Source organism: Sphaerisporangium siamense (genome assembly GCF_014205275.1).
Taxonomy (GTDB): Bacteria; Actinomycetota; Actinomycetes; order Streptosporangiales; family Streptosporangiaceae; genus Sphaerisporangium; species Sphaerisporangium siamense.
This window is the reverse complement of sequence record NZ_JACHND010000001.1, coordinates 5,773,877-5,790,429: the sequence shown is the minus strand read 5'-3', so window position 1 is coordinate 5,790,429 and position 16,553 is coordinate 5,773,877. Positions and strand designations below refer to the sequence as shown.

Sequence of the window (16,553 nt, the reverse complement as noted above, 5' to 3'; positions counted from 1 at the left end):
AGGACGGCATGCGTTACATCGCCCTGGAAGAGGCGTTCGCGATCCCCGAGCTGGCCGCGCGCCAGCCCGCCACCCCGATGCGCATCCGCGTGACCGGCGAGTACGCCGAGCTGTGCGGGCGGCTGCTCCCCGACTTCGAGGAGTACCGCCTGCCCGACATGGACGCCCACGGCATCGACGTCCAGGTGCTGTCGCTGACGGTGCCCGGCGTCCAGGCCGACACCGATCCCCGTACGGCCGTGGACAACGCCGCGTTCGCCAACGACTTCCTCGCCGAGGCCGTCGCCCGGCACCCCTCCCGGTTCCGCGGGTTCGCCGCGCTGCCGCTGCAGGATCCCGCGGCCGCGGTGGCCGAACTGGAGCGCTGCGTGCGCGACCTCGGCTTCGTGGGCGCCCTGGTCAACGACCACACCCAGGGGCGGTACCTGGACGACCCGGCGTACGAGCAGGTGTGGAGCGCGCTGGAGGAGCTCGGGGTGCCGCTCTACCTGCACCCGGGCTCGGTGCCCGCCGACGACTGGCACGTCATGCGCGGCCGCCCCGAGATGTACGGGGCGAGCTGGAGCTGGCAGGCCGAGACGGGCGGCCACGCGATGCGCCTGATCTACGCGGGGGTGTTCGACCGGCATCCGCGGGCGACGCTCATCCTCGGCCACCTGGGCGAGTTCCTGCCCTTCCAGCGTTCCCGCCTGGACTCCCGGTACCGGACCCTGCGCGTGGACACGCCGCTGAACCGCATGCCGTCGCAGTACATCGGCACCAACATCCTGCTGACCACCAGCGGCGTGCTCGCCCCCGAGGCGGTCGAGGCGGCGGTGCTCACCGCCGGCGCCGACGCGGTGATGTTCTCCATCGACTACCCCTACGAGGACACCGCGGCGGCGGTGGCGTCGGTCGAGAAGGCCGGCCTGTCCGACGAGGTCAAGGAGAAGGTCGCCCACGGCAACGCCCGCCGTGTGCTGGGCCTGTGAACCCGCCCGCGCCCGAACACCGACGAGCAGAAACGGATACGCGACCAGTGGAGCTCTACCAGCACCGATGGGCCGGCCAGAGCGATCTCGACCCGTTCGTGGTCAACGATCCCGCCGACGGCTCTGAGATCACCTGGGTTCGCCCGCACAGCGGCGAGGAGATCGGCGCGGCGGTCGCGCGCGTGGCCGCGGCCCAGCCGGTCTGGGCGGCCCGGCCTGCCGCCGAGCGTGCCAGGGCGCTGAACGCCGTCGCCGACACCCTCCGGGCCCACGCCGAGGAGATCGCCCGGATGGAGACCCGGGAGAACGGCAAGCCGCTGGACCAGGCGCGCGGCGACGTGTTCGCCTGCATCGGCCTGTTCGACTTCTTCGCCGGGGCCATCGTCGCCGAGCACGGCCAGGCACGGCACACGCCGTTCTCGCTCGACACCACCGAGCTGGTGCCGTACGGGGTGGTCGGCGCGATCATCCCCTTCAACTGGCCGCCGATCCACACCGGCGGCAAGCTGGCGCCGGCCCTCGCGGCCGGCAACGCCGTCGTGCTCAAGCCCGGCGAGCAGACCCCGATGACGCCGACCCGTATCTGCGAGCTCGTCGCCGAGGTGCTCCCCGACGAGGTGGTGTCGGTGGTGCACGGCGGGCCGGAGCAGGGCCGGATCCTGGTGACCCACCCCGGCGTCAGGAAGGTCGCCTTCACCGGCTCGCCGGGCGCCGGCCGGGCCGTCATCCAGGCGGCGGCGGTCAACCACACCCCGACCCTGATGGAGCTCGGCGGAAAGAACTGCCTGATCGTCTGCGAGGACGCCGACCTGCCCTCGGCGGTGGCCTGGGCCGTCGAGGGAGCCTTCTTCAACCAGGGTGAGGCCTGCACCGCCGCGTCGCGGATCCTGGTCCAGGAGTCCGTGCGCGAGGAGTTCGTGTCCCTGTTCGCGCAGGCGACCGAGCGCCTGGTCGTCGGCCCGGGCGCCCGGCCCGGGCACGCACGTCGGCCCGGTGGTCACCGCCGCCCAGCGCGACCGGATCCTGGACCACATCCGCATCGGCACGTCCGAGGGCGCGACGGTCCGCGCGCGGGCGCCCCTGCCCGCCGACCCCGATCTCGCCGGCGGGTACTACGTCGCCCCCACCGTCTTCGACGGGGTGACCCGCGACATGCGCGTCGCCCGCGAGGAGATCTTCGGGCCGGTGACGGCGGTCATGACCTTCGCCGGCGACGACGAGGCCGTCGCGATCGCCAACGACACCGAGTACGGCCTCATCGCGGGCGTGTTCTCCGCGGACGTCTCCCGGGCGATCGGGATCTGCGGCCGCCTGGAGACCGGCATGACCTTGGTCAACAACTACAACCGCATGCTGACCGGGAGCCCCTTCGGCGGCGTGAAGGCCAGCGGCTACGGCAGGGAGCACACCCTGGAGACGCTGCGCGAGTACGGCTATCCCCGGCTGCTGCGCGTCCCGAACGGCAGGACACCGGTCCCGCGCTGGCAGGCGATCGAGCGGCCGGCGCCATGAGCGGGACGGTGCCAGGAGCCCGTGACACGAGCCGGGCGACACCGTCCGGCGGCACACAGAGGAGAACACGCATGCCAGAAGCAGTGATCGTCGCGGCCGCGCGGTCGCCGATCGGACGCGCGCGTAAGGGGTCGCTGGCCGCGATGCGGCCCGACGACCTCGCCGCGCAGATGGTCGAGGCGGCGCTGGCCAAGGTGCCCGGGCTGGACCGGCACGACCTCGACGACCTGATCCTGGGATGCGCCCAGCCGGCCGGCGAGTCGGGCCACAATCTGGCGCGCGCGGTGGCGGTGCTGGCCGGCATGGACCACCTGCCCGGCGTGACGGTCAACCGCTACTGCTCCTCCAGCCTGCAGACCACCCGTATGGCCTTCCACGCCATCAAGGCCGGCGAAGGCGAGGTGTTCGTCTCGGCGGGAGTGGAGACGGTCAGCCGCTACGGGCAGGGCGTGGCCGACGACCTGCCCGGCACGCACAACCCGCGCCTGGCCGCCGCCGAACACCGCACCCGGGACCGCGTCGACGCCGCGGACCCCTGGACCGACCCCCGCGAGGCGGGCGCGGCGCCCGACCTCTACATCACCATGGGCCAGACCGCCGAGAACGTCGCCCAGTACGCCGAGGTGTCGCGGCGCGACCAGGACGCCTTCGCCGTGCGCAGCCAGAACCTCGCCGAGAAGGCCGTCGCCGACGGGTTCTTCGCCCGCGAGATCAGCCCGGTCACGCTGCCCGGCGGCACCGTGGTCACCGCCGACGACGGCCCGCGCCCGGGCGTCACCCTGGAGGCGGTGAGCGCGCTCAAGCCGGTCTTCCGCCCCGGCGGCACCGTCACGGCGGGCAACTGCTGCCCGCTCAACGACGGCGCCGCGGCCCTGGTCGTCATGAGCGACGTCAAGGCCGCCGAGCTGGGCCTGACCCCGCTGGCCCGGATCGTCGCCACCGCGGTGTCGGCCCTGTCCCCGGAGATCATGGGCCTCGGCCCGGTGGACGCCTCCCGGCGGGCGCTCGCCCGCGCCGGCATGACGATCGGCGACGTCGACCTGGTCGAGATCAACGAGGCGTTCGCCGCCCAGGTGATCCCCTCGGCGCGGGCGCTCGGCGTCGGCGAGGACAAGCTCAACGTCAACGGCGGGGCCATAGCCCTCGGGCACCCGTTCGGCATGACGGGGGCCCGGATCACCGCCACGCTCATCAACGCGCTGCGCGCGCGAGACCGCCAGATCGGCCTGGAGACCATGTGCGTGGGCGGCGGCCAGGGAATGGCGATGATCCTGGAGCGCCTGTCGTGAGCACGCTGTCGTTCGACTACTCCGGGCAGGTGGTCCTGGTCACCGGCGGGGCCCGGGGAATCGGCCGCGCGGTCGGCCGGTTCTTCGCCGGCGCCGGGGCGGAGGTCCACCTGCTGGACTTCGACGGGGACGGCGTGGCCGCGACGGCGGCCGAGATCGGCGCGCGATGGTCGCGCTGCGACGTGAGCGACACCGCCTCGGCCGACGCCGCCGTCGCGTCGGTCGTGGACCGGCACGGGCGGCTGGACGTGCTGGTCAACAACGCGGGGATCCTCAGGGACACGGTGCTGTGGAAGCTCACCGACGACGACTGGGAGCGGGTGATGGCCGTCCACGCCGGCGGCACCTTCCGCATGACCCGGGCCGTCGTGCCGCACCTGCGGGCCCGCGGCTACGGCCGGATCGTCAACGTCACCTCCTACTCCGGCCTGCGCGGCAACGTCGGCCAGGCCAACTACTCCACGGCCAAGGCGGGCATCGTCGGGTTCACCAAGACCGCGGCCAAGGAGCTGGCCCGCTTCGGGATCACGGTCAACGCGGTGTCGCCGAACGCCGAGACCCGCATGATCGCCTCCATACCGCAGGCCAAGCGGGAGGAGATGACGGCCGCCATCCCCATGGGCCGGTTCGCCGACCCCGCGGAGATGTGCGCGGCCGTGGGGTTCCTGGCCTCCCGGGAGGCCGGGTACATCACCGGGGCGGTGCTGCCCGTGGACGGGGGAATGGCGATGTGACCCGCCGAGGCCGGCTCAGGGCCGGCGGGCCACCCACGCCGGTCTGGTGGCGCGGACCGTCAGGTCGGTCCTGTGCCGGACGTCGTGGGGCCCGCCGGCCTCCAGGAGGGCGTCCAGGGTGGCCAGGTCCTCGGCGTCCAGGTCGTCGCGCAGGTGGGTGCGCAGGCGCTCCAGCATGACCTGGGCGTAGCGGTCGGCGAGATCGGGCGGCGGGGTGGTCAGGGTGAGGGTGAGATCGCGCCGGGCCTCGACGGCGAAGCCGGCCTCCGACAGCAGCTCGCCCCAGTCGGCGCCCATGAGCGGCATGTCATGGCGGCGGCGCTCCTTCAGGGCGGCGTGGCAGCGCGCCTCCAACCCGGGACGGCCCACGCCGAGGTCGTCGGGCAGGATCCGCGGGAAGGACTCCATCTCCAGCACGGCGAACAGCCCGCCGGGGCGCAGCGCGGCCAGCACCTCGCCGAACACCCGGCCGGGGTCGGCCAGGTGGTGCAGGGACGCCGACGCCCACACCAGGTCGGCGGCGCCCACGGCGGGCCATCCCTCGTCCAGGTCGGCACGGACGGCGTGGATCCGGCCGGCGAGCCCCTGCTCGCGGGCGTTGCGCAGCAGGCGCTCCCGCATGGTGTCCGAGGCGTCCACGGCGGTCACCTCGGCGTCGTCGAACCGGCGCAGCAGCGCGAAGGCGCCGCTTCCGGTCCCGCTGCCGAGGTCGAGGATGCGCCGGGGAGCCGGCTCGCCGGCCAGTTCCGCGAGCCAGGCGGTCATCTCCGACACCATCGGGTGCAGGATCTCGGCGTCCAGGTCCAGCATCTCCGCCAGGGCCGCGTCGTCGTGCGCGGCGCCGTGGTGGTGGCCGTGACCGGCATGGCCGGCGTGGCCATGATGGTGCGTGTGGTTCGTCATGGTCCGACCCTACGAGCCGCTTGCTCGTGCGGCATACCATCTTGCGTATGACGCAAGAGGATTCCGTGGACGTCCTGGTGCGGCAGCGGATCAGGGGCATGCGGGTGGCCCTGGGCTGGTCGCTCGACGAGCTGGCCGGGCGCTGCTACATGAGCCCCTCCACGCTGAGCCGCATCGAGACCGGCCACCGGCGCATCGGCCTGGACCAGCTCACCTCCATCGCCCGCGCCCTGGGCACCACCTTGGACCAGCTCGTCGAACCGGTCGGCGACGAGGACGTGGTGATCAAGCCGCGATACGACGAGGCGCGGGGCCGGACGTCCTGGACGCTGAGCAGCAGGTCCGGCCCCGACGGCTTCACCGTGGCGAGGATCCGCTTCACCAAACCCGTGCGGCGCGGCGTGGACGAGATGAAGGTGCACCCCGGCAGGGACTGGTTCACCGTCCTGTCGGGAACGCTGGTGCTGCTGCTCGGCGAGCGCACCATCCGCGTCCAGGCCGGCGAGGCGGCGGAGTTCTCCACCATGATCCCCCACGCGTTCGGCTCCCACGACGGCCCCGCGGAGGTCCTGGCCATCCTCGACCACGACGGCCGGCGCACCCACCTGCTCTCCCCCTGACCGGGCGGGCCCCCGCTCGCGCGGGGATCGTGACGAGCGGCGAGGCTACCGGCCGTTGGCGAGGTGGTCCTGCAGGCGGGCGTGGCGGAACTGGTACACCCCGCCGGTCTGGCGCAGCACGCCGCGCCGGTGGGCGTCGTCGAGGAACCGGATCAGGCGCAGCGGCGCGCGTCCCGTCAGGGCCAGCCAGACCCGGGTGACCGTGAACGCGCCCCACGCCCGGGACGAGGTGACGCCGAGAGCGACCGCGAGCCCGAAAAGATGGCCGACGACGAGTCCGAAGGCGAAGGTGCTCGTGGTGGCCATCACCTGGCCGCCGACGGCGGCGCCCGCGAGCCCGTAGGTGACCGCGCCGACCCTGCCGAACAGGGAACGGCCGAGCAGGGCCGCCGCCACGCCCGCGGGCACGGCCAGTTCGAGGTCGAAGACGCCGCCGAGCACGGGGATCAGCCGCACGTCCCCGCTGAAGGTGTAGGCCGTCGCGTAGAACAGGCCCAGTGCCAGCACGGTGGACAGCGTGAGCGACAGGGTGGCGACGCGGTCCTGCCGCAGGACGGCCGAAGGGCTGGAGGCCCGCGTCGCGTCGGCCGGGGTGTCCAGCCAGACGTGCGAGCCGGTCGCGAGCCCGAACACCGCGCACAGCATGAGCGTCACCGACAGCGGAAGCGACCAGCCGAGCCCGAGGCCGACGCCGACCGTGAGGCCGATCGCGAACCGGGTGAGGAAACGGCCCGTGGTGCCGCGAAACCGGGTCTCGACCCGGACCGGCCCCGCCCGCCTGCCCCGCCCGTTGGCGATGACGCCGGCCAGCGCGAACGAGGCCCCGTAGACCAGCCCGGCCCCCGGTCCCGCCGCCAGGTACCCGGTGAGCGCGGACAGCAGGGCGGGCGGCAGTCCGAGTACCAGCCCCCTGGTGCGGCGCGGAAGGCCGTCGGCCAGCTCCCACCAGGCGAGATCGTGTGTGTGCCGGCGCCGCAGGTGACCGGCCAGGAAGGTCAGCCACCGCTCGGCCTGCTCGGGCCGGTACCGCGAGGGAGGCTGCGGCGGGGCGCCCGGCGCGGGCGGACGCGGCCGGTAGGCGGCGGGCAGGAACGCGTCGAGAAGGTGCTCCTCGATCTCGGCCTGGCCGGGGAAGCGGACGTCGTCCAGCAGGTCGGCGGGGTCGCCGGTGGGATCGGCGTAGGCGCCGCGGGTCAGGTCCACCATGAGAGAGGTGGACAGCGCGGCGGCCAGCGGCCCCTCCGGGTGGGCCCGCAGATGCTCGGCGACGGGGTTCCAGCGGTCGTCGCCGAGGCGGCGGCGCGCGGTGAGGTAGGTGATCGCGTCGTCGACGTCCACCGGTTCGATCTCGACGACGGCCGCCCTGGCCAGGATGGCGCCGCCGTGCTGCACCGCCTTCTCGTACTCGGTGCTGCGGCAGGTGACCACGAGCGGACGGCCGCCGGCGATCGCCTGGTCGAGCGCGTCGATCGCCAGCGCGTGCAGGCCCGGCGGGGTCTCGTCGAGGCCGTCCAGGACCGGCATGACCCGTCCGGTGCTCACCAGGCGCGCCGCGGCGTCCGGGCCGTAGGCCGTCCGGTTGGCCAGGCCCGGATAGTCCTCGACCAGCTTGCGGGCGAGCCAGGTGTGCAGGTGATCGCGGCGGGGGTTCCAGGACGACAGCGGCACCAGCACCGGCGTCGGCTCGCCCGGCTCGGGGGCGTCGAGCAGGCCGAGGGTGAGCAGGGTCGCCAGCACCGTCTTGCCCGCGCCGGGCTCGCCGAGGATCACGAGCTGACGCGCCGGGAGCCGCCGGAAGGCGGCGACCAGCTCCTCCAGATCGCCGCGCAGCTCCACGCGCTCGGCCCGCCCCGCCCGCGCCTCGCCCAGCACCGCGGAGGCGGTGGCGGTGATGGGCCGCCCCGTGCTGGACCAGCGCACGCGGACCGGCTTCGGCCGGTACAGGGACCGCGCGGCCTCGGCCGTCCACTGCTGGGTGACGGCCAGCGCCAGTTCCCGTGCCGCCCGGTCGAGGCGATGGTGGGGACCGGGGGCGGCGCCGCCCTCCGCGCCGTCGTCCGGCGCGGCGGCGGGGCGCGGCGCGGGTCCGGCCAGGTCGTCCTCGCCGCGCAGGATCCGCTCGTGCAGGTCGCGCAGTTCCGGTCCTGGGTCGATCCCGAGTTCCTCGGCGAGCAGCCGGCGGACGTCCTGGAACGCCGCCAGGGCGTCCGCCTGGCGGCCCGCGCGGTACAGCGCGAGCATCAGCAGCGCCCGCGGGCGCTCCTGCAGCGGGAAGTCGCCGATCAGCCGGGTCAGCTCGGCGATGGCCTCGGTGCTCTGGCCGAGCTCCACGCGGACCGCCGCCCGCAGTTCCCTGGCCAGGCCGTGCCGCTCCGACAGCCGGCTGCGCTCGGCCTCCATCCGGGGGCCCTGCAAACCGCCCAAGGGCTCACCCCGCCACAGGGCCAGCGCCGCCGCCGCCCGCCGGACCGCCGCCTCGGCGTCGCCCCGCTCGCGATGGTCCTGGGCCGCCGCCAGATGCCGCTCGAAGACCGCGACGTCCAGCTCCGACGGATCGCCGCGCACCTGGTAGCCGGCGTCGGTGGAGACCAGGACGGCCCCCGGCGCGTTCGAGGGCAGACCCGGTTGCAGGACGCGCCGTAATCGGCTGACGTACGTCTGCACGGTGCTGCGCGCGTTGCGCGGCGGATCGTGACCCCAGACCGCGTCGACCAGCGCGGTGACGGATACGGGCCTGTTCATCTCCAGCAGCAGCACCGCCAGAACCGCCTGCTGCCGGGCCCAGCCCAGATCGAGTTCCTCCTCGTCCCGCCACGCTTTCAGCGGACCCAGTAACGAAAACCGAATCGTCCCCAGGGCCTCCCCCACGCAACCTCCTCGGACCCCCGCCCCTGAACCTACGGTAGCCCGCGAGAAGAAGACGAGCGGAACGATCGGCGCCGAACCTTTCCGACCAGCCACTAAGGCGCCATGAAAGCCGTACTCGCGCGGCCGGCGGCACGCTCGGAACCGTCAAAGGCCCACGGCGGCCCGACCGCTCGGAAAACGGCCGCACGCCGCTTTCCCGAAAAGACGGGACGGCCGCCGGGGCGCCGACCGGCCGCGCATTCCGGCCCACGCGAAAGGAAACCGAAAATGGCCTCCACAAGGAACCCCGCGGTCATGACCACGGTGGGGATTCACACCCGTCCGACCGGCCTGGCCGTGCCCGCCCGGGCGGGCACGCGCATCACGGCGGGCACCGCCGCGACCACCGGCTTCACCACCAGCGGCCCCCGCGGCGGCAGGGGAGCCTGAACCACCACGACAGCGGCCGGTACCCGCGTCCTCCGCCGGGCCGGGGTGTCCTCGGCCGGCTACGCCGAGACCGGCGCCCTGGTCACCACCTGCCGCGCCGGGTACCCCGGTGGCACGAGCCGCCGCCGGGCGGACCCGGCCGAGGGCCGCGCCCCTTCCCGCCTGTCACCAGACGGTCCACAGGCTCGGCATGCGCGGCGGCTCCCAGCCGGGCATGGAGGTGTGCTGGTAGGTGCACCGGTAGACCACGCCGTCGTAGCCCGCCAGGTCGCCGATGAAGTAGACGTAGTTGGGCTTCCAGGCCGGGATGACCCGCGGCCGCACCGTCAGGGTGTAGGTGGCGGTGTGGGTGACGCTGCCGGTGAAGGCCAGGGTGATCGGATAGGTGCCCCCGGGCACCTTCTGGCCCACCACCACGCGCACCGCGACGTAGGCGTCGCTGTCGGCGGGGCTGGGCCACCCGGTGACGGTCACGCCCTCCGGCGCGCCGGAGGAGGAGAAGGTGACCCGCTGCCTGCGGCCCTGGGTGGTCTGCAGCAGCGCCGTCGTGCTCGACCCCTGCCCGGCGTCGACCGTCGCGGCGGCGGGCAGCAGCCGGACGGAGAAGTCGTCGGGACGCCCGTCGCGTACGGTCAGCCGCAGCGCCGCGGCCCGCCTGACGGCGCCGGACGCGTAGACGATGACGTTGTAGGAGCCGAACGGCAGGTTCGCCGGGGACAGCGTGATCACGCCGCTCTCGCCGCTGGTGATCGTCGCGGGCGCGATGGACACCCCGATGCCCTGGTGGGCGACCACGGCCGACAGCGCGACGCTCTGCGGCGCCGCGCCGCCCGCGGCGCTGGTCAGGGTGACGGTGCCGGAGGTCCCGCGGTCCACGGTGGGCGCCGGGTCGCTCAGCGCCACGGTGAAGTCGTTCGCCGGGTCGGCCGGGACGACGGTCAGCGTGTACGTCACCGAGTGGCTCTTGCCGGCCCGCGCGTCGATGCCGATCGGGTAGGTGCCCGGCGGCGTGGAACGCGAGGTGGTGATCGCGACGGCCGAGCCGCCGCCGCTGTAAGTGTACTCGGGGGCGAAGGTCACGGTCACCCCCTCGGGCACGCCGCTCGCCGACAGGGCGATGCTCGTCCCTCCGGTGATGACCGTGCTGGTGAACGTGGTGCTCGCCACGCCCCCCTGGTCGGTGGTGCCCGAGGTCTCGGTCAGCGCGACGGTGTAGTCGGGCTCGGGCGGGATGGCGAGGGCGGGGTCGGCGAGGCTCCCGGCCATCACCGCCGCCAGCACCACCGCGCAAAGGCGGACCAAGCGCTTCACGTCATGTGCCTCCCTCCCACCTCCGCGGCGCGACCGGGCCGCACACCGCCTCCCCTCACGCTGACACCGGATCTCCGTTACGGATAGCAACAAGTTCTCATATCCGGGTGTTATGGGCCCCCGCCCGGTCACGCCGCCGCGCGGGCGGCGGTCACGCTCCGCAGGGCAGGCTCACCGTCAGGACGGTCGGTCCTCCGGGCGGGCTGGTCAGGGTGAAGGTGCCGTCGTGCGCCTCGGCCCGGCGGCGGATCCCACAGAGGCCGGACCCGGCGCGCTCGTCGGCGCCGCCGTGGCCGTCGTCGGTGACCCGCAGGCGCAGGCGGTCCTCGTCCCGGTGGACGGTGACGGTGGCGTGCGCGGCCCGGCTGTGCCGGGCGATGTTGGTGAGGGCTTCGGCCGCCACGAAGTAGGCGGTGGCCTCCACCGAGACGGCGCACCTGCCCGGCAGGTCGGCGGTGACCGTGCAGGGGATCGGGCAGGCGGCGGCCAGCCCGGTGAGCGCGTCGGCCAGGCTCCGGTTCTCCAGCACCGGGGGCAGGATCGTGCGCACCACCGCGCGCAGTTCCGCCAGGGCCTGTTCCGCCGCCCCTTGGGCGCGGTCGAGGATCTCTTCTGCGGTGGCGGGGTCACGGGTCATGGCGCGGCGGAGGGCGCCGAGCAGGACGGTGACCGCCACGAGCCGGTTCTGGGTGCCGTCGTGCAGCGAGCGTTCGATGCGCCGCAGCTCGGCGGCGTGCGCGTCCAGCGCCGCCGCCCGCGTCGCGGTGAGGTGGGCGACCCGCAGCGCCAGGTCGGTGCCGGGGGCGGCGGGCAGCAGCCGGCGTCCCGGCCAGGCCTGCAGCCGGGCCAGGCCGGGGGCCAGGAGCAGGCACAGCACGACCCACAGCATGCCGGTCGCGCCCACGCCCAGCGTGTCCGGCAGGCCCTGGGCGCTCAACGTCCACAGCCCGATGACGATGCCGCCCTGGTCCGGCAGCACCCACCACCACAGCGGGAAGGTCAGCCCGACCACCGCGCCGAACGGCAACGTCATGCCGATCACGCCGAGCACCAGGCCGGCGGTCGCGTGGCAGGCGGCCCAGCCCACCTCCCTGCGCACGGTCGGGCTCGCCAGCGCGGCGCGCAGTTCGCGCGGCGGGGGTTCGGGGCCGATGAGCTCCGGCCCCCAGCGCGTCAGCCGGCCGCGCTCCCGGTCGGCGGCGGCGTGCAGCACGCCCAGCGTGGCGGGCGCCAGGAGCAGTCCCACCCCGGCCAGGCACAGCAGCGCGATCATCACCAGCCCGAGCAGCGCGACCAGCGCCAGGGTGGCGGTGGCCACCCCGGCGACGAGGTGTTCCAGCGCGTCGATGGTGGCGTGGGACCGGGCTGACATGCCCCACCGGCCGGCCCGGCCGGCCGTGGAGTGCGTCGGCATCCTCGAACTCCAGACTTCTGGAACGCTGCCCGCGCGGGCCACCGCCGGACCACCGGCCGATGGCACGGCCGCCTGCCCACCGGCCGTGATCCACAACGATAGGTGTCCCGGCCGCCATGTGTCACGACGGGGTCAGTCGCCGACGAGTTCGCGGAATCTGCGGGTGTCGATGTTGCCGCCGGAGGCGATGACGCCGATTCGGGGTGGGAGGGGGGTGAGGTGGCCGGCCATGAGGGCGGCCAGTGCGGTGGCGCCGCTGGGTTCTAGGACGATCTTCAGGCGTTCGAAGGCGAAGCGCATGGCGTGGACGATCTCCTCGTCGCCGACCAGGGCGATGGCCTCGACCAGGCGCCGGTTGACGGCGAAGGTGATCTCACCGGGGGTGGCCAGGGCCTGGCCGTCGGCGATGGTGCGGGGGACGGGGATGGTGACGCGCCGGCCGCTCTCCAGGGAGCGTTTGGTGTCGTCGCCGTTCTCCGGTTCCACGCCGATGAGCCGGATCGCCGGGTGCAGCGCCGTGGCCGTGATGGCGCTGCCGGCCATGAGGCCGCCGCCGCCGACCGGCACGACGAGGGCGCCGAGTTCCCCGGTCTCCTGGAGCAGTTCCAGGGCGGCGGTGCCCTGCCCGGCGATGACGTCGGAGTGGTCGTAGGGCGGGATGAGGGCCAGGCCGCGTTCCTCGGCCAGGGCTCGGCCGAGCGCGGCGCGGTCCTCGGTGTAGCGGTCGTAGGTGACGATCTCGGCGCCGTAGGCGGCGGTGGCCGCCACCTTGGAGCGGGGGGCGTCGGCGGGCATCAGGATGACGGCGCGGGCGTCCAGCTCGCGGGCGGCCAGCGCGACGGCCTGGGCGTGGTTGCCGGAGGAGTAGGCGGCGACGCCCTTGGCCGGCCGCTCGTGCGCGAGCCGGGCGGCGGCGTTGTAGGCGCCGCGGAACTTGAAGGCGCCGACGCGCTGGAAGTTCTCGCACTTGATGAACACCTCGGCGCCGACCAGGGCGTTCAGGGTGCGGGAGGTGAGGACGGGGGTGCGGTGCGCGACGCCCTCCAGGCGGGCGGCGGCCGCGCGGACGTCGTCGAACGACACGGGCGGAGCGGTGGCCATGGCGTGTCCTCGCGGCCCTTCCCTCGGAGCGGTCACAGGCGGTCGCCCGGGTGAGGCCGAGCATACCTCCGGTGGCGCGGGGTCACGGGTTGGCGGCGAGGAACAGGTAGGCGGCGCACAGCACGAGGTGGACGGCGGCCTGGAGCAGGGTGGAGCGGCCGGGCATGACGGTGAGGATGCCGACCCCGGCGGTGAGGGCCAGCAGCACGATCTGCAGGGCCCCGAGGCCGAGCACGAGCGGGCCCGACAGCCAGATCGAGGCCACGGCGATGGCGGGGATGGTCAGGCCGATGCTGGCCATGGCCGAGCCGAGTGCCAGGTTGAGGCTGATCTGGGTGCGGTTGCGGCGGGCGTTGCGCGCGGCGGCCAGGGTCTCCGGCAGCAGGATCAGCAGGGCGATGACCACGCCGACCACCGACTGCGGCAGCCCGGCCGCGGCGACGCTGTGCTCGATCGTGCCGGACTCGACCTTGGCCAGGCCGACGACCGCGACCAGGGCCGCCAGCAGCAGCGCGAGGCTGATCAGGGCGGTGCGGTTGGACGGGCCGGCCGCGTGGGCGTCGTCGTCCTCCCCGTCACGGACCTCGCCGGCGCCGGGGGTGAGGAAGTAGGAGCGGTGGCGCACGCTCTGCACGAAGACGAACAGCGCGTACAGGATGAGGGAGGCGAAGGCGGCGAAGGCGAGCTGCGGAGGGGAGAACTCCGGGCCCGGGGCGCTGGTGGTGAAGGTGGGCAGCACCAGGCTCAGCGTCGCCAGCGTGATGACCGTGGTGAGCGCCGCGCCCGTGCCCTCGGCGTTGAAGCGGGCGGTGCGGGTGCGCAGGGCGGCGAGCAGCAGCGACAGGCCCACGATGCCGTTACAGGTGATCATGACGGCGGCGAAGACGGTGTCCCTGGCCAGGGACGCGGTGGCCGGGCCGCCGCTGATCATCAGGGTGATGATGAGGCCGACCTCGATGACGGTGACGGCCACGGCCAGGATCAGCGAGCCGAACGGCTCCCCCACCCGGTGCGCGACCACCTCGGCGTGGTGCACCGCGGCCAGCACCGAGGCGGCCAGCAGCGCGACCACGACCACCTCGACGGCGACGGGCAGCGTGCGTCCCCACACCCCGATCAGCACGCCCACGGCCACGATGGGCACGATTCTGGCGACCGTCGCCAGCGGTGAGCCGGTGACCGTGGCGGCCGGTGGGGCGTTCACCAAAGAACCTCCGTCGATATGCCGATATATGGTGCCTGGTAACTAGAAGGCCGGCCCGCCGGTCCGGGCCCGCCGTCCTGTCACGGCCGGTCGTCGCGCCGCCGGCGCCGTCCCATCTCGCCGGGACGTCGCAGGCGGCTTCACGTTGGTGGGGATCCCCGTCGTTCAGTCTTTCGCCCGCCGCCGGGACCCCGCCATCGGTACCGGCACCCATTTTCCCTGGTGGCGACCCTGTAGACCGGGACGGTCCGCGCGGGTGGCGTGCCGCGCCGATGAGGGGTGACGCCGATGGACGCCCCGCGCCCGGGTCCGGCAGGCTGGAGGCATGACCGCTGCAGCCAGCCGCCACGCCGGGCCGGGCCGGGACGCCCGCGGGCGCGCCCGCCCGATGGCCTCGGCGCTGCTCGGACGGATCATGCTCATCAACGGGCTGGTGTTCGCCGCCGGGCTGACGGTGCTGGCCCTGTCACCGGCGACGATCTCCTCGCCCGTGCTGCTCACCGAGGTGCCCGTCCTGGCGGCCGGGCTCGCGCTGATGCTGGGCGCCAACGCGCTGCTGCTGCGCCGCGGCCTGGCGCCGCTCGCCGCGCTGACCGCGCTGATGGAACGGGTGGACCTGCTGCGCCCCTCCGCGCGGTGCCCCGGCGGCGGTGGCGAGCTCGGCGCCCTGGTCGGGACGTTCAACGCCATGCTGGACCGGCTGGAGGCCGAGCGCAGCGCCAGCAGCGCCCACGCCCTGGCCGCCCAGGAGGCCGAACGCCAGCGCATCGCCCGCGAGCTGCACGACGAGATCGGCCAGAGCCTGACCGTGGTCCTGCTCGGCCTCAAGCGCGGCGTGGACCGCGCGCCGGAGGACCTGCGCGAGGACCTGCGCACGGTGCAGGAGACCGTCCGCGCGAGCCTGGACGAGGTGCGCCGCATCGCCCGCCGGCTGCGGCCCGGCGTGCTGGACGATCTCGGCCTTCCCGCCGCGATGAACGCGTTGATGAGCGAGTTCTCCGAGGTCAGCGGTGTGCCGGTCACCCGGCTGCTGGACCCGCGGCTGCCCGGGATGGGCGGGGAGGCCGAGCTGGTGATCTACCGCATCGCCCAGGAGGGCCTGACCAACGTGGCACGCCACGCCGGCGCCTCGCACGTGGAGGTCTCCCTGCGGGCCGAACAGGAGGGCGCGGTGGTGCTGCGCATCGCCGACGACGGGCGCGGCGGGCCGATCCGCGAGGGCACCGGCATCCGCGGCATGCGCGAGCGCGCGCTGCTCATCGGCGCCGGCCTGTCCATCGGCGAGCGGCCCCGCGGCGGCACCGAGGTGCGGCTCACCGTGCCCGCCCCGCCCGGCGGCGGCCCCCCGCACGCCGTCCCCCCGCCCGTCCAGGAGGCGACATGACCCCCGGCCACCCGACCCGGATCCTGCTCGCCGACGACCACGCGCTGGTCCGGCACGGGCTGCGGATGATCCTGGACGCCGAGCCCGACCTGACCGTGGTGGCCGAGGCGGGCGACGGCGCCGAGGCCGTCGAGCTGGCCACCCGCTCCGGCGCCGACCCCGGCGTCGACCTGGCCATCCTGGACATCGCCATGCCCCGCATGACCGGCATCCAGGCCGCCCGCGAGATCTCCCGCCGGGCGCCCGGCATCCGCCTGCTCATGCTGTCGATGTACGACAACGAGCAGTACCTGTTCGAGTCGCTCAAGGCGGGCGCCTGCGGATACGTGCTCAAGTCGGTCGCCGACCGCGACCTGCTGGAGGCCTGCCGGGCCGCCATGCGCGGCGAGCCGTTCCTCTACCCGGGCGCGGTCACCGCGCTGATCCGCGACTACCTGCTGCGCCACCGGCAGGGCGAGCCGGCGCCCGACACCGTGCTGACCCCGCGCGAGGAGGAGATCGTCAAGCTCATCGCCGAGGGTCACTCCAGCAAGCAGATCGCCGACATGCTGGTGATCAGCGTCAAGACGGTGGAGCGGCACCGCGCCAACATCCTGGCCAAGCTCGGCCTGCGCGACCGTCTGGAGCTCACCCGCCACGCCATCCGCGCCGGCCTGATCGAGCCATGACGCCCGCCCCGCGGCGGCCGGGCCGGGCCGTCGTCGCGGGACACCCGCCGGACTGAGCACGCCTGAGCACGCCTGGGCGTGGGCGGAACAGCGGGCCGCCGGTCGAGACGATTCGACCGTTCGCCGCCGACGCGGGTCCGGTGAT

At 74.3% G+C, this 16,553-nt stretch carries 14 protein-coding genes and 1 pseudogene; 9 read left to right on the top strand and 6 right to left on the bottom strand.

Annotated elements, in window-relative coordinates:
- Nucleotides 1-8 precede the first annotated feature (8 nt).
- From BJ982_RS26670 to BJ982_RS26655, 5 genes and pseudogenes are all read left to right on the top strand, one after another.
- Nucleotides 9-971 carry an amidohydrolase family protein gene (locus BJ982_RS26670; RefSeq protein ID WP_184884465.1) on the top strand — a complete coding sequence of 321 codons (963 nt, stop codon included), beginning with the start codon at nt 9-11 and terminating at the stop codon, nt 969-971.
- Nucleotides 968-1,885 (top strand): annotated as a pseudogene (locus BJ982_RS40990) (aldehyde dehydrogenase family protein); the annotation flags it as partial. The gene BJ982_RS26670 and the pseudogene BJ982_RS40990, both read left to right, overlap by 4 nt.
- Nucleotides 1,886-1,964: 79 nt before the next feature.
- Nucleotides 1,965-2,483, top strand: coding sequence for an aldehyde dehydrogenase family protein (locus tag BJ982_RS39690; protein ID WP_239122630.1), 519 nt, complete (start codon nt 1,965-1,967; stop codon nt 2,481-2,483).
- 71 nt (nt 2,484-2,554) lie between these two features.
- Nucleotides 2,555-3,772 (top strand): acetyl-CoA C-acetyltransferase, encoded by a 1,218-nt coding sequence (locus BJ982_RS39685; protein WP_184884462.1) that lies wholly within the window; start codon nt 2,555-2,557, stop codon nt 3,770-3,772.
- Nucleotides 3,769-4,506: an SDR family oxidoreductase gene (locus tag BJ982_RS26655; protein WP_184884461.1), complete on the top strand. Its 738-nt coding sequence runs from the start codon at nt 3,769-3,771 to the stop codon at nt 4,504-4,506. Before BJ982_RS39685 ends, BJ982_RS26655 begins: the two co-directional genes overlap by 4 nt.
- Nucleotides 4,507-4,521: 15 nt before the next feature.
- Here BJ982_RS26655 and BJ982_RS26650 read toward each other — a convergent pair whose 3' ends face one another.
- Complete coding sequence (locus BJ982_RS26650) at nt 4,522-5,409, bottom strand: class I SAM-dependent methyltransferase (RefSeq protein WP_184884459.1); 888 nt, start codon at nt 5,407-5,409, stop codon at nt 4,522-4,524.
- Between the two features lie 47 nt (nt 5,410-5,456).
- Here BJ982_RS26650 and BJ982_RS26645 point away from each other — a divergent pair, with 47 nt between their 5' ends.
- Complete coding sequence (locus BJ982_RS26645) at nt 5,457-6,029, top strand: helix-turn-helix domain-containing protein (RefSeq protein ID WP_184884457.1); 573 nt, start codon at nt 5,457-5,459, stop codon at nt 6,027-6,029.
- A 45-nt stretch (nt 6,030-6,074) separates the two neighbouring features.
- Here BJ982_RS26645 and BJ982_RS26640 read toward each other — a convergent pair whose 3' ends face one another.
- The gene (locus BJ982_RS26640) at nt 6,075-8,897 is read right to left on the bottom strand and encodes a BTAD domain-containing putative transcriptional regulator (RefSeq protein WP_203958798.1); all 2,823 of its coding nucleotides are present in this window, start codon (nt 8,895-8,897) and stop codon (nt 6,075-6,077) included.
- A 267-nt stretch (nt 8,898-9,164) separates the two neighbouring features.
- On the opposite strand from BJ982_RS26640, the gene BJ982_RS26635 reads away from it, so the two are divergent.
- Nucleotides 9,165-9,326, top strand: a complete 162-nt coding sequence (locus BJ982_RS26635; RefSeq protein ID WP_184884454.1) for a hypothetical protein — start codon at nt 9,165-9,167, stop codon at nt 9,324-9,326.
- A 165-nt stretch (nt 9,327-9,491) separates the two neighbouring features.
- Here the strand turns inward: BJ982_RS26635 and BJ982_RS26630 are convergent, their stop codons facing one another.
- The 4 genes from BJ982_RS26630 to BJ982_RS26615 all read right to left on the bottom strand — a co-directional run bounded on the left by BJ982_RS26630 (nt 9,492) and on the right by BJ982_RS26615 (nt 14,356).
- Nucleotides 9,492-10,637 carry a carbohydrate-binding protein gene (locus tag BJ982_RS26630; protein WP_184884452.1) on the bottom strand — a complete coding sequence of 382 codons (1,146 nt, stop codon included), beginning with the start codon at nt 10,635-10,637 and terminating at the stop codon, nt 9,492-9,494.
- Between the two features lie 151 nt (nt 10,638-10,788).
- Complete coding sequence (locus tag BJ982_RS26625; RefSeq protein WP_239122629.1) at nt 10,789-12,009, bottom strand: sensor histidine kinase; 1,221 nt, start codon at nt 12,007-12,009, stop codon at nt 10,789-10,791.
- A 174-nt stretch (nt 12,010-12,183) separates the two neighbouring features.
- Entirely contained in the window at nt 12,184-13,152 is a 969-nt protein-coding gene (locus BJ982_RS26620; protein ID WP_184884448.1) for a pyridoxal-phosphate dependent enzyme, read from the bottom strand.
- A gap of 82 nt (nt 13,153-13,234) precedes the next feature.
- Nucleotides 13,235-14,356: a calcium:cation antiporter gene (locus BJ982_RS26615; RefSeq protein ID WP_203958797.1), complete on the bottom strand. Its 1,122-nt coding sequence runs from the start codon at nt 14,354-14,356 to the stop codon at nt 13,235-13,237.
- 325 nt (nt 14,357-14,681) lie between these two features.
- Between BJ982_RS26615 and BJ982_RS26610 the strand changes: the two genes are divergently transcribed.
- Nucleotides 14,682-15,740 carry a sensor histidine kinase gene (locus BJ982_RS26610; RefSeq protein WP_184884446.1) on the top strand — a complete coding sequence of 353 codons (1,059 nt, stop codon included), beginning with the start codon at nt 14,682-14,684 and terminating at the stop codon, nt 15,738-15,740.
- Nucleotides 15,737-16,408 (top strand): response regulator, encoded by a 672-nt coding sequence (locus BJ982_RS26605; RefSeq protein WP_184884445.1) that lies wholly within the window; start codon nt 15,737-15,739, stop codon nt 16,406-16,408. Before BJ982_RS26610 ends, BJ982_RS26605 begins: the two co-directional genes overlap by 4 nt.
- Nucleotides 16,409-16,553: the final 145 nt, after the last annotated feature.

Excerpts from the sequence above, each read along its gene's own strand:
- BJ982_RS26670 (WP_184884465.1), top strand. The coding sequence starts at position 9 with ATGCGTTACATCGCCCTGGAAGAGGCGTTCGCGATCCCCGAGCTGGCC.
- BJ982_RS39685 (WP_184884462.1), top strand. The coding sequence starts at position 2,555 with ATGCCAGAAGCAGTGATCGTCGCGGCCGCGCGGTCGCCGATCGGACGC.
- BJ982_RS26650 (WP_184884459.1), bottom strand. The coding sequence starts at position 5,409 with ATGACGAACCACACGCACCATCATGGCCACGCCGGCCATGCCGGTCAC.
- BJ982_RS26645 (WP_184884457.1), top strand. The coding sequence starts at position 5,457 with ATGACGCAAGAGGATTCCGTGGACGTCCTGGTGCGGCAGCGGATCAGG.
- BJ982_RS26635 (WP_184884454.1), top strand. The coding sequence starts at position 9,165 with ATGGCCTCCACAAGGAACCCCGCGGTCATGACCACGGTGGGGATTCAC.
- BJ982_RS26625 (WP_239122629.1), bottom strand. The coding sequence starts at position 12,009 with ATGTCAGCCCGGTCCCACGCCACCATCGACGCGCTGGAACACCTCGTC.
- BJ982_RS26620 (WP_184884448.1), bottom strand. The coding sequence starts at position 13,152 with ATGGCCACCGCTCCGCCCGTGTCGTTCGACGACGTCCGCGCGGCCGCC.
- BJ982_RS26610 (WP_184884446.1), top strand. The coding sequence starts at position 14,682 with ATGACCGCTGCAGCCAGCCGCCACGCCGGGCCGGGCCGGGACGCCCGC.
- BJ982_RS26605 (WP_184884445.1), top strand. The coding sequence starts at position 15,737 with ATGACCCCCGGCCACCCGACCCGGATCCTGCTCGCCGACGACCACGCG.